Source organism: Idiomarina sp. UBA3176, assembly GCF_002364295.1.
Lineage (GTDB): Bacteria > Pseudomonadota > Gammaproteobacteria > Enterobacterales > Alteromonadaceae > Idiomarina > Idiomarina loihiensis.
Genome location: NZ_DEXU01000014.1, coordinates 197,745 through 214,614, shown reverse-complemented (window position 1 = coordinate 214,614; position 16,870 = coordinate 197,745). Strand labels below are relative to the sequence as shown.

At 46.3% G+C, this 16,870-nt stretch carries 19 protein-coding genes; 2 read left to right on the top strand and 17 right to left on the bottom strand.

Translation table 11 applies throughout. The features are described from left to right. The 15 genes from glmU to B2U97_RS05830 all read right to left on the bottom strand — a co-directional run bounded on the left by glmU (position 1) and on the right by B2U97_RS05830 (position 13,679). Positions 1 to 1,371, bottom strand: coding sequence for a bifunctional UDP-N-acetylglucosamine diphosphorylase/glucosamine-1-phosphate N-acetyltransferase GlmU (gene glmU / locus B2U97_RS05900; protein WP_286830339.1), 1,371 nt, complete (start codon positions 1,369 to 1,371; stop codon positions 1 to 3). A 121-nt stretch (positions 1,372 to 1,492) separates the two neighbouring features. After that, positions 1,493 to 1,909 (bottom strand): F0F1 ATP synthase subunit epsilon, encoded by a 417-nt coding sequence (locus tag B2U97_RS05895; RefSeq protein ID WP_011235841.1) that lies wholly within the window; start codon positions 1,907 to 1,909, stop codon positions 1,493 to 1,495. Positions 1,910 to 1,926: 17 nt separating this feature from the next. Then, complete coding sequence (gene atpD / locus B2U97_RS05890; RefSeq protein WP_011235842.1) at positions 1,927 to 3,312, bottom strand: F0F1 ATP synthase subunit beta; 1,386 nt, start codon at positions 3,310 to 3,312, stop codon at positions 1,927 to 1,929. Positions 3,313 to 3,354: 42 nt separating this feature from the next. Then, the gene (gene atpG, locus B2U97_RS05885) at positions 3,355 to 4,218 is read right to left on the bottom strand and encodes a F0F1 ATP synthase subunit gamma (RefSeq protein WP_011235843.1); all 864 of its coding nucleotides are present in this window, start codon (positions 4,216 to 4,218) and stop codon (positions 3,355 to 3,357) included. Between the two features lie 54 nt (positions 4,219 to 4,272). Beyond that, entirely contained in the window at positions 4,273 to 5,814 is a 1,542-nt protein-coding gene (gene atpA, locus B2U97_RS05880) for a F0F1 ATP synthase subunit alpha (protein WP_011235844.1), read from the bottom strand. Positions 5,815 to 5,828: 14 nt separating this feature from the next. Next, entirely contained in the window at positions 5,829 to 6,362 is a 534-nt protein-coding gene (gene atpH, locus B2U97_RS05875; protein ID WP_011235845.1) for a F0F1 ATP synthase subunit delta, read from the bottom strand. A gap of 17 nt (positions 6,363 to 6,379) precedes the next feature. Further along, positions 6,380 to 6,850 (bottom strand): F0F1 ATP synthase subunit B, encoded by a 471-nt coding sequence (atpF, locus tag B2U97_RS05870; RefSeq protein ID WP_011235846.1) that lies wholly within the window; start codon positions 6,848 to 6,850, stop codon positions 6,380 to 6,382. A gap of 37 nt (positions 6,851 to 6,887) precedes the next feature. Next, the gene (gene atpE / locus B2U97_RS05865) at positions 6,888 to 7,145 is read right to left on the bottom strand and encodes a F0F1 ATP synthase subunit C (RefSeq protein ID WP_011235847.1); all 258 of its coding nucleotides are present in this window, start codon (positions 7,143 to 7,145) and stop codon (positions 6,888 to 6,890) included. A gap of 64 nt (positions 7,146 to 7,209) precedes the next feature. Next, on the bottom strand, positions 7,210 to 8,007 hold the full coding sequence (atpB, locus tag B2U97_RS05860; RefSeq protein ID WP_011235848.1) for a F0F1 ATP synthase subunit A: 798 nt from the start codon (positions 8,005 to 8,007) through the stop codon (positions 7,210 to 7,212). A 12-nt stretch (positions 8,008 to 8,019) separates the two neighbouring features. After that, the gene (locus tag B2U97_RS05855) at positions 8,020 to 8,406 is read right to left on the bottom strand and encodes an ATP synthase subunit I (RefSeq protein WP_011235849.1); all 387 of its coding nucleotides are present in this window, start codon (positions 8,404 to 8,406) and stop codon (positions 8,020 to 8,022) included. 169 nt (positions 8,407 to 8,575) lie between these two features. Beyond that, a complete protein-coding gene (locus tag B2U97_RS05850) occupies positions 8,576 to 9,451 on the bottom strand; it encodes a ParB/RepB/Spo0J family partition protein (protein WP_011235850.1) in 876 nt (291 codons plus the stop codon). A gap of 19 nt (positions 9,452 to 9,470) precedes the next feature. Further along, on the bottom strand, positions 9,471 to 10,262 hold the full coding sequence (locus B2U97_RS05845) for a ParA family protein (protein WP_011235851.1): 792 nt from the start codon (positions 10,260 to 10,262) through the stop codon (positions 9,471 to 9,473). Positions 10,263 to 10,310: 48 nt separating this feature from the next. Continuing rightward, a complete protein-coding gene (gene rsmG / locus B2U97_RS05840; protein ID WP_255801546.1) occupies positions 10,311 to 10,931 on the bottom strand; it encodes a 16S rRNA (guanine(527)-N(7))-methyltransferase RsmG in 621 nt (206 codons plus the stop codon). 9 nt (positions 10,932 to 10,940) lie between these two features. Continuing rightward, the gene (gene mnmG / locus B2U97_RS05835; protein WP_286823799.1) at positions 10,941 to 12,836 is read right to left on the bottom strand and encodes a tRNA uridine-5-carboxymethylaminomethyl(34) synthesis enzyme MnmG; all 1,896 of its coding nucleotides are present in this window, start codon (positions 12,834 to 12,836) and stop codon (positions 10,941 to 10,943) included. A 393-nt stretch (positions 12,837 to 13,229) separates the two neighbouring features. Further along, complete coding sequence (locus tag B2U97_RS05830) at positions 13,230 to 13,679, bottom strand: flavodoxin domain-containing protein (RefSeq protein WP_286823821.1); 450 nt, start codon at positions 13,677 to 13,679, stop codon at positions 13,230 to 13,232. A 58-nt stretch (positions 13,680 to 13,737) separates the two neighbouring features. Between B2U97_RS05830 and B2U97_RS05825 the strand changes: the two genes are divergently transcribed. Further along, positions 13,738 to 14,235 (top strand): beta-lactamase hydrolase domain-containing protein, encoded by a 498-nt coding sequence (locus tag B2U97_RS05825; protein ID WP_286823822.1) that lies wholly within the window; start codon positions 13,738 to 13,740, stop codon positions 14,233 to 14,235. Positions 14,236 to 14,309: 74 nt separating this feature from the next. On the opposite strand, the gene gloA is transcribed toward B2U97_RS05825, so the two are convergent. Next, complete coding sequence (gene gloA, locus B2U97_RS05820) at positions 14,310 to 14,864, bottom strand: lactoylglutathione lyase (RefSeq protein WP_286823823.1); 555 nt, start codon at positions 14,862 to 14,864, stop codon at positions 14,310 to 14,312. Between the two features lie 76 nt (positions 14,865 to 14,940). Here gloA and B2U97_RS05815 point away from each other — a divergent pair, with 76 nt between their 5' ends. Continuing rightward, on the top strand, positions 14,941 to 15,192 hold the full coding sequence (locus tag B2U97_RS05815; RefSeq protein WP_286823824.1) for a GIY-YIG nuclease family protein: 252 nt from the start codon (positions 14,941 to 14,943) through the stop codon (positions 15,190 to 15,192). Here B2U97_RS05815 and B2U97_RS05810 read toward each other — a convergent pair. After that, positions 15,175 to 16,854 (bottom strand): FUSC family protein, encoded by a 1,680-nt coding sequence (locus B2U97_RS05810; protein WP_286830335.1) that lies wholly within the window; start codon positions 16,852 to 16,854, stop codon positions 15,175 to 15,177. The two genes, B2U97_RS05815 and B2U97_RS05810, sit on opposite strands and share 18 nt — an antisense overlap. Positions 16,855 to 16,870: the final 16 nt, after the last annotated feature.

Below are 16,870 nucleotides of genomic sequence, written 5' to 3'. Positions count from 1 at the left end.
TTAACTTCCTTTTTTCGACTGTGGACGTTGCCATCCGCTGATATTACGCTGCTTGCCGCGGGCAACAGCCAGTTCTTCGTCCGCTACCGCCCGGGTAATAACCGAGCCAGCGCCAACAGTTGCATTCTTACCAATGGAGACAGGCGCAACTAAAGAGCTGTTTGAACCTATAAAAGCACCATCACCAATTTCGGTGAGTGCTTTATTTACACCATCATAGTTGCAGGTAATGGTACCTGCGCCAATGTTTGCGTATTCACCCACCTGTGTATCGCCAAGATAGGTTAAATGGCTGGCTTTAGAACCTTTACCCAGACGGCTTTTTTTCATCTCAACAAAGTTTCCGACCTGCGCTTCATCCGCAAGTTCCGCACCAGGGCGCAAACGCGCAAAAGGACCGACTTTACAGCCTTTCGCCACTTTTGCGTCTTCAATATGGGAATTTGCGCGAATAACGGTGTCATCACCAATAACGGAGTTTCTTATGACGCAGTTTGGTTCAATGACAACCCGGTCACCCAGAACCACATTGCCTTCAAACACCGCATTAATATCAATAGTGACATCGCTGCCGGCACTCAGTTTACCGCGACAATCGAAGCGGGCGGGGTCAATTAAGGTGGCGCCCTGGGTCATGAGCTCTTCAGCCTGACGCTGCTGCAGTGCTCTCTCTAAAGAGGCTAATTGCTGGCGGTTATTGGCACCTTCCACTTCCTGCGCATTGTCAGGCTGTGCAGTGGCAATATTAACGCCTTCCCGCGCGGCCATTGCTACAATATCGGTCAGGTAATATTCTTTTTGCGCATTATCATTGCTCAGTTGCTCAAGCCAGCTTTTTAATTTATCGCTGTCGGCAATCATAATGCCGGTGTTCACTTCATTAATCGCTAATTGCTGCGCGTTGGCATCTTTTTGCTCAACAATGCCGGTAACGCTGCGGCGTTCATTACGCACAATACGGCCATAACCTGTAGGCTCCGCAAGCGTCATAGTCAGCAGGCCAAGCGAAGTGTTTGCGCTGGCGGTTACCAATTTAATTAAGGTGGATTCGGTCAGCAGCGGCACGTCACCATACAAAATAATGACTTTTTCACTGCTTTTCAGGTGCGGAATAACCTGCTGAACCGCATGTCCTGTACCCAATTGTTCGCGTTGTTCAACCCAGGTTAAGTCATCACCTGCTATCGCCTGTTTAAGCTGATCGCCGCCATGGCCGTAAATTAAATTAATGGCGTCAGGCTTTAGCGACCTGGCTGTATCAATAACATGCTCTACCATAGGTTTATTCGCCACCTTATGTAGCACCTTAGGCAGCTCCGATCGCATGCGGGTTCCTTTTCCTGCGGCCAGAATAACAACGCGTAACTTCATATTAATGGATCCTTAATTCAGTATCGCTAGCGTAAGCCTTATGACATTAGCTTATTGTAACGACAAAAAAGGCCCTGTTGCACTAACAACAAGGCCTTTTACGTATTTTAACGCAGAAGTTTTAGCGCTTAAGCTTACGAATAATATCGATTTGAGCTAACGCACGCGATAGCTCAGCAATAGCTTCTGCATAGGTCACATCAGAACCTGAATCGGCAATGGCTTCTTCAGCGCGTTTCTTCGCTGCTTCGGCTTCCTGCAAGTCAAGCTCGTCACCACGAACAGCAACGTCCGCAAGAACAATAACGTGACCAGGCTGTACTTCTAACACACCACCGGCAACATAAAGAAGCTCTTCGTCGCCCGCTTCGCTGACATAACGAACCATACCTGGTTTGATTTTAGTCAGCAGGGGCGCGTGACCTGGGTAAATACCCAGCTCACCTTCGCTACCAGTGACCTGAACCGTTTGTACAACGCCTGAGAACAATTTGTCTTCAGCGCTAACAACGTCCAGATTTAATGTTTGTGTTGCCATTCAAACCTCCCGGTCGGTTACAGGTTTTTGGCTTTTTCTACCGCTTCTTCGATGGTACCAACCATGTAGAAGGCCTGCTCTGGCATATCGTCGTAATCACCATCCAAAATGCCTTTAAAGCCGGCAATAGTATCTTTCAAAGACACGTATTTACCTGGAGCACCAGTGAATACTTCGGCTACGAAGAAAGGCTGCGACAAGAAGCGCTGAATTTTACGAGCACGAGATACAGACAGTTTGTCTTCTTCAGACAGCTCGTCCATACCCAGAATCGCAATGATGTCTTTCAGCTCTTTATAGCGTTGCAGTACTTCCTGAACACCCATTGCTGTGTCGTAGTGCTCATCACCGATAACCTGTGGGTCCAACTGACGTGACGTTGAGTCCAACGGGTCAACCGCAGGGTAGATACCCAGTGACGCGATGTCACGGTTAAGTACAACAGTCGCATCCAAGTGAGCGAAGGTTGTTGCAGGAGATGGGTCAGTCAAGTCATCCGCTGGTACATAAACGGCCTGTACAGACGTGATTGAACCTGTCTTAGTAGAGGTGATACGTTCCTGCAGAACACCCATTTCTTCGGCCAGGGTAGGCTGATAACCAACCGCTGAAGGCATACGGCCTAACAGTGCTGATACTTCAGTACCGGCCAAAGTGTAACGGTAGATGTTATCAACGAAGAAAAGTACATCGCGACCTTCGTCACGGAATTTCTCAGCGATAGTCAAACCAGTTAGTGCAACACGTAAACGGTTACCCGGTGGCTCGTTCATCTGACCATAAACTAGTGATACTTTATCCAGAACGTTTGAATCGTTCATCTCGTGATAGAAATCGTTACCTTCACGAGTACGCTCACCAACACCAGCGAATACTGAGTAGCCGCTGTGCTCGATAGCGATGTTACGGATAAGCTCCATCATGTTAACGGTTTTACCAACACCAGCACCACCGAACAGACCCACTTTACCACCTTTAGCAAACGGGCAAATCAAGTCGATGACTTTGATACCGGTTTCTAACAGTTCGTTAGTGTTTGACTGTTCTTCGTAGCTTGGTGCCGCACGGTGAATAGACATTTTCTCTTCTTCACCGATAGGGCCCGCTTCATCAATTGGGTTACCCAATACATCCATAATACGGCCCAGGGTTTTCTTACCCACTGGAACCATGATTGATTCACCGGTATTTTTAGCGGTGATACCACGACGCAGACCGTCAGTTGTACCCATTGCGATGGCACGTACGATTCCGCCGCCCAGCTGCTGCTGAACTTCCAGAACCAAACCTTCTAAGCCACCTTCGGTCACTTTCAGTGCGTCGTATACTTTTGGTACAGCGTCTTGTGGAAATTCTAAATCCACAACGGCGCCGATAATTTGTACGACCTTACCTTGACTCATGACGTTTCCTCTAACTCTTCAATTCTGTTAACCGTTGCCGCATTATACCGCTTCGGCGCCGGACACGATTTCCGAAATTTCTTGCGTAATTGCTGCCTGACGAGCCTTGTTATATCGCAATTGTAATTGGTCAATAATATCTTCGGCATTGTCTGTTGCAGCTTTCATCGCAATCATCCGAGCGGCTTGCTCACTAGCAAAATTATCCACTACGCCTTGGTACACTTGCATTTCTACGAAGCGACGAATTAGCGTATCCAGGATACTTTCCGGATTCGGCTCATACAGGTAATCCCAGCTACCTGTCTGCACATCTTCTTCCGATCCTGCTTGCGGCAATGGCAACAATTGATGAATGGTCGGCTCCTGGGTCATCGTATTCACAAACTTATTGAATACAACGTACAAGCGATCGATTTTGCCTTCTTCAAAAGCATCCAGCATAACCTGGATAGAACCGGTAATTTCCTTCAGTTCTGGCTTATCGCCCATACCTGAAACCTGCGCTTTCAACTTACCAAAACGCTTGAAGAAACTGGTTCCTTTGCTGCCTATAGCGGCAAAATCCGCTTCAACATCCTGCTCTTTCCATTCGTTAGCGTGTTTAACGACTTTTTTGAACTCATTACCGTTCAAGCCGCCACACAAACCACGATCGGTAGACACAATGATGTAACCCACACGCTTAACCTGACGTTCTTCCATAAATGGATGACGATACTCGAGGTTACCGCGCGCCACATGACCAATCACCTTGCGAATGGTGTCCGCATAGGGGCGACTTGCCTCCATACGTTCCTGCGCCTTTTTCATTTTCGACGCAGCGACCATTTCCATAGCACTGGTGATCTTCTGAGTATTACCGATACTCGAGATCTGAGTTTTTATCTCTTTACCGCTGGCCATGACGATTCTCCTGTTAACTCAACGACAAATGGCCGCTATTGCGGCCAGGTGCGATTACCATGATTGCGTTTGCTTGAATTTCTCAAGCGCAGCTTTCAATTGCGCATCGATGTCGTCGTTATAGTTGCCAGTTTTATCAATCTCAGCCATTAGCTCGGCGTATTCGCTCGCCATGAAAGATTGCAGAGATTCTTCAAAATCCATGATTTTGTCGATTTCTACGTCTTTCAAGAAGCCTTTTTCAACGGCATAAATTGATACAGCCATTTGAGCCACGCTCATAGGCTTGTACTGTTTCTGTTTCATCAGTTCAGTAACACGCTGACCGTGCTCTAACTGTGAACGAGTCGATTCATCAAGGTCAGATGCGAACTGAGCGAACGCCGCCAATTCACGATACTGAGCCAGGGCAAGACGGATACCGCCACCCAGTTTCTTGATGATTTTCGTTTGTGCTGAACCACCAACACGTGAAACCGAGACACCAGCGTTAACCGCAGGACGAATACCTGAGTTAAATAAGTCAGTTTCAAGGAAGATCTGACCATCGGTGATAGAGATAACGTTAGTCGGTACGAATGCCGATACGTCACCTGCCTGAGTTTCAATGATAGGTAAGGCAGTTAATGAGCCGGTCTGGCCTTTCACTTTACCGTCAGTGAATTTTTCTACGTAGTCAGCGTTAACACGCGCAGCACGCTCAAGTAGACGAGAGTGAAGGTAGAAAACGTCACCAGGGAATGCTTCACGACCCGGAGGACGACGCAACAACAGTGAAATTTGGCGATAAGCGACAGCCTGTTTAGACAGGTCATCGTATACAATCAGAGCGTCTTCACCGCGGTCACGGAAGTATTCACCCATGGTACAACCAGAGTAAGCTGCCAGATATTGCAGGGCTGCGGATTCAGAAGCAGAAGCTGCAACTACAATGGTGTTTTCCATTGCGCCGTGCTCTTCTAACTTACGTACAACCGCTGAAATGGTCGAGTTCTTCTGACCAATAGCTACGTAAACACACTTAATACCAGAATCTTTCTGGTTGATAATAGCGTCTACTGCTAAAGCCGTTTTACCTGTCTGACGGTCACCGATGATAAGCTCACGCTGACCACGACCAACCGGAATCATCGAGTCAATTGACTTGTAACCCGTTTGTACTGGCTGATCAACTGACTGACGTTCAATAACGCCCGGTGCGATTTTCTCGACTGGCTCATAGCCGTCAGCTTCGATAGGACCTTTACCGTCGATAGGCTGGCCTAGTGTGTTAACCACACGACCCAACAGTTTTTCGCCAACCGGAACTTCAAGGATACGACCGGTTGATTTTACTTTGGTGCCTTCCTGCAAGTCTGCATAAGGGCCCATAACAACCGCACCTACAGAATCACGTTCAAGGTTTAGTGCGATAGCGTAACGATTACCAGGTAGCTCAACCATTTCACCTTGCAGACAGTCTGCAAGTCCGTGGATGCGAATGATACCGTCTTGAACAGACATGATGGTACCTTCGTTGCGAGCTTCGCTGGTGACTTCGAACTTCTCAATTCGCTGTTTGATCAGTTCTGCGATTTCATTTGAATTCAATTGCATGCTCAAGTCCCCAATTAGGATTGCAGTGCGTAAGCAAGTCTGTCGAGCTTGCCGCGCAAGGTGCCGTCAATAACGGTATCACCAGCTTCTATAACAAGTCCGCCAATAATGGACTTGTCGACACTGCAGTTCAGCTTAATTTTGCGTTGCAGGCGCTTCTCAAGTGCTTTAATCAAAGCCGTTTGTTGTGCTTTCAGCAGTTTAACTGCCGATTTAACATCTACAGTGACTTCTTTGTCATGTTCAGCACGAAGCGTCTGATAGAGCTCACTAACTGCTGGTAACACTGGCAGACGTTCATTTTCAGCCAGTACTTTAACGAAGTTCTTAGCGTTGTCGTCGAGCTCGTCGCCGCAAACACCCAAGAAAACCTCTGTTGTTTTCCCAACAGTCGAGGAGCTACTCAAAAATGAGGCAATAGTCTCGTCTTGCGCCACCGCAGCAGCGAAGCTAAGCATTTCTGCCCACTTATCGAGCGCTCCCTGTTCTAAAGCAAAATCAAAAGCTGCTTTTGCGTAAGGGCGAGCGACCGTAGTCAGTTCTGACATAAGCTCAAACCCCTTTATTAAAGTTCAGCGACCAGTTTTTCAACAATGTCACTATGAGCGTCTTTATCAATTTCACGCTCAATGATTTTCTGAGCCCCAGACACCGCTAATACGGCAACTTGCTTGCGCAGCTCTTCGCGAACACGATTGCGTTCAGCAGCAACTTCTTCATGTCCGGCCGCAACGATTTTTTCACGTTCTTCGTGGCCACGTTGAGTTTCTTCCTCAACAATTTTAGCACCACGTTTTTTCGACTGTTCAATGATTTCAGCGGCTTGCTGTTTCGCTTCTTTGAGCTGCTCGGCAATTTCTTGCTGGGCTTTCTCTAAATCTTTTTGAGCACGTTCACCGGCATTAAGGCCGTCAGCAATTTTCTTCTGACGTTCCTCGATAGCTTTGATGATCGGTGGCCATACAAATTTCATGCAGAACCACACGAACACGATAAACGCGATCGTTTGTCCAATTAGAGTAGCGTTGATATTCACAACGGACCTCCTTCAGTTGGTGACCGTCGAATAACGATTAGCCTGCTACCTGGGTTAAGAATGGGTTCGCAAACGTGAACAGCAATGCAACAGCAACACCGATCATCGCGATAGCATCGATAAGACCTGCAACGATGAACATTTTAACTTGCAGCTGTGGTGCCAGTTCTGGTTGACGAGCAGCAGCTTCCAGGAATTTACCACCCAGAATACCAAAGCCCAGGGCAGTACCCAGTGCAGCCAGACCGATCATGATTGATACAGCGATAGCAGTAAAAGCAACTACAGTTTCCATTGATTTCTCCAGTTTTTCAGTAGATTAAAGTTAAAAGTAAAGCTAAAAACTTTTGTTTCGAACACTAGTGTTCAGATGACGCCATGCTTAAGTAAACAATGGTCAGCATCATGAAAATAAACGCTTGCAATGTAATAACCAGAATATGGAACACTGCCCACGCAAAGTGCGCCGGTAGCTGCCAGAATCCAATCATTGCAATTAGAATAAATATCAATTCACCTGCATACATGTTACCGAACAAACGCAGTGCCAGTGACGCTGGTTTTGCTAATAACGTGATACTTTCCAGTACAAAGTTCACTGGTATTAATGCCCAGTGATTAAACGGAGTGAAAGTCATTTCTTTAGCGAAGCCTTTCACACCTTTATATTTGATTGAGTAGATAATAATTAGCGCAAATACGCTTAAACTCAATGCAAAAGTTGTATTCAGGTCAGTTGTTGGTACTACTTTCATGTACACATCATGCGGGTCTTCAACAAAGCCTAACCAATAACCGCCATACATAGCAGCTGTTGGTAGCCAGTCAACCGGAATTAAGTCCATCAGGTTCATCAGGAATATCCAGACGAAGATGGTTAATGCCAGAGGTGCTATCAGTTTATCTTTACCGTGAAAGGATTCTTTGACGCTGTTGTCAACAAACTCGACAATCATTTCGACAAAGCATTGCCATTTACCAGGTACCCCAGCAGAGGATTTTTTCGCTACTCTGCGGAAACTCCACAGAAACAGCACACCCAGTAACACGGACCAGAAGATAGTATCGACGTTCACCGCCCAGAACCCTTCACCAACCGTCCAATTTTGGAGGTGATGCTGGATATACTGAGTCGGAGTTTGTTCTCCACTTATCATGTTGTTTCCCAGTTAGGTTGATTTTAAAAATAAAACCGGTGCTATCCACTGCATGGTGACGGCGATGACAAAACCGACCAATAACCACACAGGATATAAATTTGTTACCAGCAATGCGATTGTTAACAACACTGCTGTAAGCAGTAGCTTAACGCCTTCGCCTAAAAAGAAACTTTGTACAACTTTCTGATTAGCGCGTGCGCCTGCGTGTCTAAAAGCGATAAGTGCAAATAGAGCGCTTGGTATTACGACGGTTAATCCGCCACACAGAATACCCAAAGCCGACTGTGTATTTGAAACTGCTATCGTGACAAGTGCGGCTATCAAAACCGCTATAAATTGTGTACCTACAACTTTTCCTGCCAGCTTTTTACCTACCGCATTAAGTGCCTGTGTCACGACTAAAACCTTTTAACTGGCGGCTATTTTTTTGAGGCTTTCAAGCAGCCACAACGAAACTCGCGCTAGTATAAAGATCTGCCATGTAATTGCAAACAAATTTGCCTGTAGGCGACGGTTTCTATGCCATTTAACAAAAGTTCTACAACAATCAATGCATTGGAAATTATTATTTGATGTGAGTCAGAATTCCATCCAGTTCGTCCAGGTTGGTGTAACTGATAACCAGTTTACCCTTTCCTTTACGACCATGGTTAATGGAAACTTTGGCTCCCAGGGTTTCAGACAACTTGGTTTCTAAATGCTCAATATTAGCGTCTGGCTCTGGTTTTTCGGTTTCTTTGGGAGGGTCTATTGTACGTCTGACGAGTTTTTCTGCGTCACGTACGGTCATATCTTTTGCGACAATCTGTTGTGCTACGTCGGCTTGTTGTTCGCCTTCCAGCGCAAGTAACAACTTGGCATGGCCAAGTTCAATATCACCACGCTCAAGTAACACTTTAACGCCGTCCTGCAAGTTATTAAGGCGCAGCAAATTGGTCACCGTAGTCCGTGATTTACCCACTGCCTGAGCAACGTCCTGGTGAGTCATCTGAAACTCGACCAACAAACGTTGTAACGCAGTGGCTTCTTCCATTGCGTTTAAATCTTCACGCTGAATGTTTTCAATTAACGCGATAGCTACTGCGGCTTCATCAGGTACGTCTTTAATCAGGCAAGGAACCAGTTCAAGCTTTGCCAGTTGCGCCGCACGCCAACGACGCTCACCCGCAATAATCTCATATTCGTCTTTGCCAACAGGGCGTACAACAATGGGCTGGATTATCCCCTGAGCTTTTACCGAAGCGGCTAAATCTTCCAAAGCTTCGGGTGACATGTCTTTACGAGGTTGATAGCGACCAGGCTTTAAAAACTCAACCGGCAGCTTCTGTAATTCACCTTTAACTTCTTCCGTCACTTGCTCTGATTGACGGTCAGAGTTTTGCTGATTACTGGTCAGTAAGGCATCCAGACCGCGACCTAAACCTCGTTTTTTTGCCGACATGATTCGCTTTATTCCCTTGTTATGATTCTTTTGCTACTTCTTTACGATTTTCAGAACGTCGGATAAGTTCACCCGCTAAGGCTAAATAGGCCTTTGACCCGGTGGATGACTTGTCGTAGTACATAGCCGGCGCACCAAATGAAGGCGCTTCAGCTAAACGGACGTTGCGTGGAATAACGGTCCGGTAAACTTTTTCACCAAAGTGGTTTTTAAGCTGTTCTGAAACATCGTTAGCTAAACGGTTACGCGGATCGTACATAGTCCGCAAAATACCTTCAATTTCCAGCCCCGGATTAACCACGTCGGCCAGCTGACGAATGGTTTCCATCAACGCGGTAAGACCTTCCAGCGCATAATACTCGCACTGCATGGGCACCAGAATAGAATCTGCTGCTGCCATGCCGTTAACGGTCAGCATATTCAGCGATGGCGGACAGTCGATAAAGATATAGTCGTAGCTGTCCTGAACGGCTTTAAGCGCATTACGTAAACGCAGTTCCCGCGCAAAAACTTCCATTAACTTAATTTCTGCAGCCGTAGCATCAGCATTAGCCGCAATTAAATGGTATTTACCGTTGGTGTCTTTTACGGCAACGTCGCCGACTGGCTTTTCTTCAATCAGCAATTCGTAAATGGTATTTTCAACATCGTACTTATCAACGCCACTGCCCATAGTCGCGTTACCCTGAGGGTCCAGGTCAATCAACAACACTTTGCGACGGGTAGCAGCCATGGACGCAGCTAAGTTAACTGCTGTGGTTGTTTTTCCTACTCCGCCTTTTTGATTCGCAATAGCAATGGTTCTAGCCACGGGTTTTATAACCTCTTGTTGTTGTCGGATAGTCGACTGTCGGTTGTTTTATGACCGTTTGCTTATAATGACGATATGCCGGCTCGCGTCAATGCCGGGAACGTTAATTTGCTCAATACTTTCAATTTTATATTGCTCGGGCAACTGCTCCAGTTCGTCTTGCGGATACAGCCCTTTCAACGCATAAAACCGACCGTTTTCAGCCGGTAAATGTTCACACCACGAAAGCATATCATTAAGCGAGGCAAAGGCTCTACTGATTACACCATCAAACTGCTTTTCGTCCTGATAGTCTTCCACCCGCGCCTGCACAGCCGTGACATTGGTTAGTTTTAGCTCATGACAAACCTGACGAATAAAACGGATGCGCTTGCCTAAACTATCGAGTAAAACAAATTCTTTATCCGGTTCGGCTATGGCTAAGGGTAAACCCGGTAACCCTGGCCCTGTGCCTACATCAATGAAGCGCTGCCCGTGTAAATACTTACGAACAGCCAGGCTGTCCATAATATGTCGGGGCAGCATATCCTTCGGATTTCTCACGCTAGTCAGGTTATAGGCTTTGTTCCACTTATCCAGTAACCCTACTAACGCCAGTTGTCGCTCAATCTGTTCTTCTGACAGGTCTATTTGTGCTTGATCTAATAATCCCTTTAACTGCTCTTTCACATCGCTTCCTTAAGCACTTTTACGCAATAAACCCTGTTTTTTCAGGTGAACCAATAACATTGAAACAGCCGCCGGAGTAATTCCGGAAATACGCGCTGCTTTACCAACGGTCTCAGGCTGATGATCATTTAACTTTGCAACCACTTCGTTCGATAACCCCTTAATTTTAGCGTAATCGAAAGGCGAGGGCAGCAAGGTATTTTCATGACGTTGTTGTTTTGCTATTTCTTCCTGCTGACGCGTTATATAACCCGCATATTTAATTTGGATCTCAACCTGTTCTGCCGCTAAAGGATCGTCTAACCCCGGCGCAAAAAAGTCGGTTAAGGCTAAATCTTTGTAATGAATTTCCGGGCGCCGAAGCAGTTCTTCACCACTCACTTCTTTGGTGACAGGGCTTTTGACCAGCGCGTTAATTTGCTCTACAGATGCATGATCTTTATGCACCCAGGTAGTTTTTAAGCGTTGTTTTTCCTGCTCGACTGATTCCATTTTCTTATTAAACGCGGCCCAGCGTTCATCATCCACTAAACCGAGATTACGGCCAATTTCAGTTAATCGCATATCGGCGTTATCTTCACGCAGCAACAGACGATATTCAGCGCGCGAAGTGAACATACGGTAGGGTTCCTGAGTGCCCAGAGTCGATAAGTCATCGATCAACACCCCCATGTAGGCCTGATCGCGTCGTGGTGCCCAGGATTCTTTGTCCTGCGCCTGCAACGCGGCATTTAAACCAGCAATAAGCCCTTGTGCACCGGCTTCTTCATAGCCTGTTGTACCGTTAATCTGGCCAGCGAAGAACAAGCCGTCAATGACTTTGGTTTCCAGAGACTGTTTCAGATCTCGTGGATCAAAGTAATCGTATTCGATCGCATAGCCGGGACGTGTGATATGCGCATTTTCAAAGCCTTTAATTGATTGAACCAGACGCTGCTGAACATCAAACGGCAAGCTGGTTGAAATGCCGTTAGGGTAAATTTCAAAGGTATCTAAGCCTTCTGGTTCAACAAAAATTTGATGCGAGCCTTTGTCAGCAAAACGCACAATTTTATCTTCAATTGAAGGACAGTAACGTGGTCCAACGCCTTCAATCACACCAGAATACATGGGTGAACGATCAAGCCCGGAACGAATAATCTCGTGGGTATTTTCGTTGGTATGCGTGATGTAACACGGAATTTGTTGTGGGTGATCAGAACGAGAACCCATGTAAGAAAATACCGGAGTAGGGGTATCACCCGGTTGTTCCTGCATAACAGAAAAATCAACACTGTGGCTGGCGATACGTGGTGGTGTGCCAGTTTTTAAGCGTTCAACTCGTAATGGCAATGCACGTAATCTTTTAGCTAACGCGTTTGATGGAGGATCGCCTGCACGTCCGCCCTGGTAGTTATCCAGACCAATATGGATTTGTCCGCCGAGGAATGTTCCTACGGTCAGCACCACGGTTTTTGCCGTGAACTTAAGACCCATTTGGGTAACAACACCAGTAACGCGATCGCTCTCGACGATCAGATCGTCACAACCTTGTTGGAATATTGACAGATTTGGCTGGGTTTCCAGTGCGTAGCGGATCGCTTGTTTGTAAAGCTGTCGATCAGCCTGAGCTCTGGTTGCGCGCACTGCAGGACCTTTGGACGAATTCAGTGTTCTGAATTGAATTCCGGCTTTATCGGCTGCTTTGGCCATAGCGCCGCCAAGTGCATCGATCTCTTTTACTAAATGACCTTTTCCTATTCCCCCAATGGCTGGGTTACAGGACATTTGCCCTAAAGTATCAATATTATGCGTAAGCAATAGGGTTTTAACACCTAAACGAGCGGCGGCTAACGCAGCTTCTGTTCCGGCGTGTCCTCCACCGACAACAATAACGTCAAAGTGTTGTTGGCTCTGTTGTGACATGCAAAGTGACCTTTGTTTGAAGAATAGGAAGTTAGCCGATTATTTTAACGCGATTTCACTTAAATCTAAATGGTTAAATTTCGTTCAGCGCTGTTAAAGATCTTAAAGAAGATCAGTAAAGGATCTTATTTAGATCTTTTATTACTATTACTACTAGTCAGCGGATTTCTGTGAATAGATCGCTGAAGCCCTTTTTAAATATATCCTGGAGCAAGATCACTCTTTGTAGATAAGTGCCCTTGAACCGGGATCATAGATCGTGGATAAGTAGGGTAGTTATACACAGATCAGTTTATCCCCAGTGTTATACCCACTTCACTGACAGTGCTTAAGTGATCTTATTCCAACCTTAGTCACAAGCTGAAATCCTTGTGCACAAGCCTGTGGGTATGATCACAGAGCCTTTACAGAATCAGCGATCGCGGGTAACCAGTTTAATGTTTTCTCTTCCGGATCGTCTTCCAGCATGTCTATTTCTAAACGATCGGTCATTTGTGTTCCGCCTAATTCCTGTAAGCGTTTATCGCAATGTCGACCGGCTTCGCAGAAGGTGTCATAACAGGATTCACCAACCGCCACTACGGCATAGTTCAGTCCGGCTAAATCTGGGCTTTGGGGATCCTTTATTTCGTCGTAGAAATCGAGCATGGAGTCGGCATAATCACCCGCACCATGGCTGGCAAGAAAAATTAACCAGGGTTGATTGCTGGGTAACTTCTCAAATTCCGGTTCGTAATGTAGCTCGGTTTCAATGCCCTGCTGATTTAGTTTTTCGCTGACAGTATCGGCTAAAAACTCGGTATTTCCGGAGGTTGTACCCACTAAAAGATGTAAAACAGTCATAAAATTTTTAACTCATTTGCTACTATTAAAAACACGAGAATCATACAGGAGAACCCAAATGGTAAAAGCTCTGGTTAATGTATTAGTCGCTTTTAGTGTAGCAATAGTTTCAACGAATGTTTTTGCCGGCATTGAGTCACCCAAACAGGTGTCAGATAAGTTATGGGTGATGGGCACACCATCAAATGAGCAGTTGGCTGACTTTGCTGATGAAGGTGGTGAGGTTGTTATTAATCTGCTTTCACAAAAAGAAATGACCGACAGTGAGGAAGCCGCAGTGGTTACCCGTAATGGCATGGCGTATTACCATGTTCCGGTAAATGGAGCTGATGGAGTAACGCTTGCTAACGCACGCCTGGTTGATCGTATTTTATTAGAGAACAGCGATAAAACCGTGCTGGTCCATTGTGCTTCCAGTAACCGCGTTGGGGCGTTAATGGCATTGCGTGCCGGCTGGTTAGATGGAATGTCGGTAGAAAACGCGTTAGAAGTTGGACGCGAGCATGGAATGACGTCTCTGGAAGATAGAGTGAAGTCGATGCTTTCAGAACAGTAAAATGAATTGCAAAGGTACTACAGAAGAGAAAAAGGCCAGCTCAAATGAACTGGCCTTTTTTCACGGTACCATCGTTATTTTAAGTGCTCTTTCAGCAATTCCGGTTGGCGATCCGGTGTGAATATTTCAATCCAGTAGCCATCCGGGTCTTTAATAAAGGCAATGCCTTTCATTTTACCGTCGTTCGGGCGTTTTTGAAACTCTACGCCCATTTTTTCGAAGCGCTCACAAGCGGCATCAATATCTGGTACGGCGAAACCTATGTGACCAAAGCCTTTAGGCTCTTCATTACCACTGTGATAAGACACTGAGTCGTCGTTCTCGTCACCCCAGTTGTGAGTCAGTTCCAGCATGGCCGGGCGACCAAAGGTCTGTTCAATGCGCTTGTCTTTGTCGGTTGACCAGTCTTTTCGTTGTTCAGGCGACATGGCAGCCATGAAATACAGCGTAAACTCCATTTCCGGGAAGTCGAAGCGCTTAACCAATGTCATGCCCAGAACTTCACTGTAAAATTTTAAGGTGCGCTCCGGGTCTTTAATGCGGAACATGGTCTGGTTAAATACAAAGTCGTGTGTTGCGGGGTCGTGTTGTTCAGACAAACCCTTGGCTTCATCAAAATGTCTGCTCATAATGTCATCCTTAGTCGGTTCATTGAGTAACTGTTGTTACACTATGTATTGGGTTTAGCTGGAGAGAGTTCAAGTCGTGAGCTGGGCGGTTTATCTAATTAAATGTGCAGACAATACGTTTTATACCGGTGTCACAACGGACATTGAACGGCGTGTGAATGAGCATAATACGGACGATAAAAAGGCAGCTAAGTACACCCGTGCCCGGCGTCCTGTAGCACTTGTCTGGAGTGAGGAACACCCAAACCGAACGAAGGCGTGTCAGCGGGAATATGAAATAAAACGCTGGTCGCGCGCTAAAAAGGTTGAGTTAGCCAGTGGAATTTAATCGCTTCTGGCCGGTTAAAAGGTGCCCGAGAATGGCGTCTTTGTCTTTCATTCCCAGTTTGTCGCTAATTTGGGTAAGCTTTATTACGCGATGGTAGAAACGTGCTTTACGTCGGTTGTATTGGCTTTCGGTGAGTTTTGTTTTGTTCAGTTGGTCAATTTCTTCGGTCAGAGTTTGCAGTAAGCTTTGATAACGCGCTTTTAAATTGGTTGGATAAATAAGTCGATAAGCAATTAATGAAAGAAGAGGAGCGGCAACGACTGCCAGAGCAATACTCGCCGAATGACCAAGGTGGAACGAATAACTGATAGAGGGCTGCATTAACAGTAGAAAGACCAGGTTGAAATCCATACTGCCGTTCGCCGTTTTTTGATGAGCCATAGGAAAACCCGCCAGCAAAATAACCGGCATTAAAGCAACCAGCATCCATAAAATGGAATCCTGATATTGCCAGATTGTTGCCTGTATAATTACGGCTGCCAGCGCGCCGGCACACTGCCCAAAAAATACATATTTCATGGTTAATGCCGGATTGTCTGCGGTGGAGAATAGCGTCAACATAACTGAAGCACCCAGCATTAAATAAGCGAATTGAAATAATCCGGTATACCACCAGCTTGCGCCAATGAGCCCCATAATAACTAAAGTGCGTATGGCCGCCTGGCGTGCACCCAACCAGTCGCGATGCAAAATGGTTTTGCTGAGTAAGGTGGAAGTGGCAGTTTTGCCCGAATCACGAAAAGATAATCGGTCGTTGGTTGCTTCAACAAATTCATTAAAGCGTTTTTTCAGTGCGGCGTTTTTAATGGATTCCAGAGCAGTTTTGAGAGGTTCTACAATTTCGGAACGTTTAGCGGAAGCATTTAATTTATTTGACGCTTCGAGTAAGTAATCGCTTACTTCTTGGTTTTTTTCCGGCTCCTGAATATTCAGTTCAGCCAGAAACCCCAGTTGGCTGTTAATGACCAAGCGTAACGTTTTGGCCGATTCATGAGCACTGACAGAGCCGGTGCCGTGATCGAGCAGTTGAGCTTCGAGGGCCGCCAGTTTTGATAACTTATCGGCAAGGTTTAAATCGTTATTATCCGGTTCGGCGAAGTAACGACTAATATCGTGCAAGTTAGCTGCGGTTTGTCGGCGAAGTTGGTTAATTAAGCTTTGTTCCGCTCTTTTATAAGTAAAAGCCCAGCCAATAACGAGTGATGTCATAATGCCGACAAAAACCGTGAGTAGACGGTCAATTCCGAGGGGCATAAGTGCGTCAGGGTTTTGTGTTAGCAACACCACCATGGAAGCTGAATACCCGGCAAGTATGGTGCCGTAAGAAATAAGCCCGTGCAGTAAATTGCCCGTGTAGACACAAAGCGATACCCACAGAGTTAAGCCCGCCACCAGCCAAATGATTTCGCCACTGGCAGAAACCACCAGCACCATACCGAACATAGTCCCTAAAAGAGTGCCTAACGCCCGGTATGCGGCCTTTTCTATAAGAAGACCACGAGTTGGCTGGGAAACGGCCCAAACTGTCATAGCAGACCATTGAGGATGCTCTAAGCCCATAGCCCAGGCAATAATAAGAGATAAGCAGGCAGCAACGCCGGTTCGAAAGCCAAACCGCAGGCGAACATAGTCAAACCCCCATTGCGCTAACTTGTCTTTCACTGGTGCTCCTTAGTTG

Coding starts and splice junctions, on each gene's coding strand:
- B2U97_RS05830 (WP_286823821.1), bottom strand. CDS start 13,679: ATGACTGTTTTACATCTTTTAGTGGGTACAACCTCCGGAAATACCGAG.
- atpA (WP_011235844.1), bottom strand. CDS start 5,814: ATGCAATTGAATTCAAATGAAATCGCAGAACTGATCAAACAGCGAATT.
- gloA (WP_286823823.1), bottom strand. CDS start 14,864: ATGAGCAGACATTTTGATGAAGCCAAGGGTTTGTCTGAACAACACGAC.
- atpD (WP_011235842.1), bottom strand. CDS start 3,312: ATGAGTCAAGGTAAGGTCGTACAAATTATCGGCGCCGTTGTGGATTTA.
- B2U97_RS05895 (WP_011235841.1), bottom strand. CDS start 1,909: ATGGCAACACAAACATTAAATCTGGACGTTGTTAGCGCTGAAGACAAA.
- atpH (WP_011235845.1), bottom strand. CDS start 6,362: ATGTCAGAACTGACTACGGTCGCTCGCCCTTACGCAAAAGCAGCTTTT.
- atpB (WP_011235848.1), bottom strand. CDS start 8,007: ATGATAAGTGGAGAACAAACTCCGACTCAGTATATCCAGCATCACCTC.
- glmU (WP_286830339.1), bottom strand. CDS start 1,371: ATGAAGTTACGCGTTGTTATTCTGGCCGCAGGAAAAGGAACCCGCATG.
- B2U97_RS05825 (WP_286823822.1), top strand. CDS start 13,738: ATGGTAAAAGCTCTGGTTAATGTATTAGTCGCTTTTAGTGTAGCAATA.
- atpG (WP_011235843.1), bottom strand. CDS start 4,218: ATGGCCAGCGGTAAAGAGATAAAAACTCAGATCTCGAGTATCGGTAAT.
- atpE (WP_011235847.1), bottom strand. CDS start 7,145: ATGGAAACTGTAGTTGCTTTTACTGCTATCGCTGTATCAATCATGATC.
- B2U97_RS05850 (WP_011235850.1), bottom strand. CDS start 9,451: ATGTCGGCAAAAAAACGAGGTTTAGGTCGCGGTCTGGATGCCTTACTG.
- mnmG (WP_286823799.1), bottom strand. CDS start 12,836: ATGTCACAACAGAGCCAACAACACTTTGACGTTATTGTTGTCGGTGGA.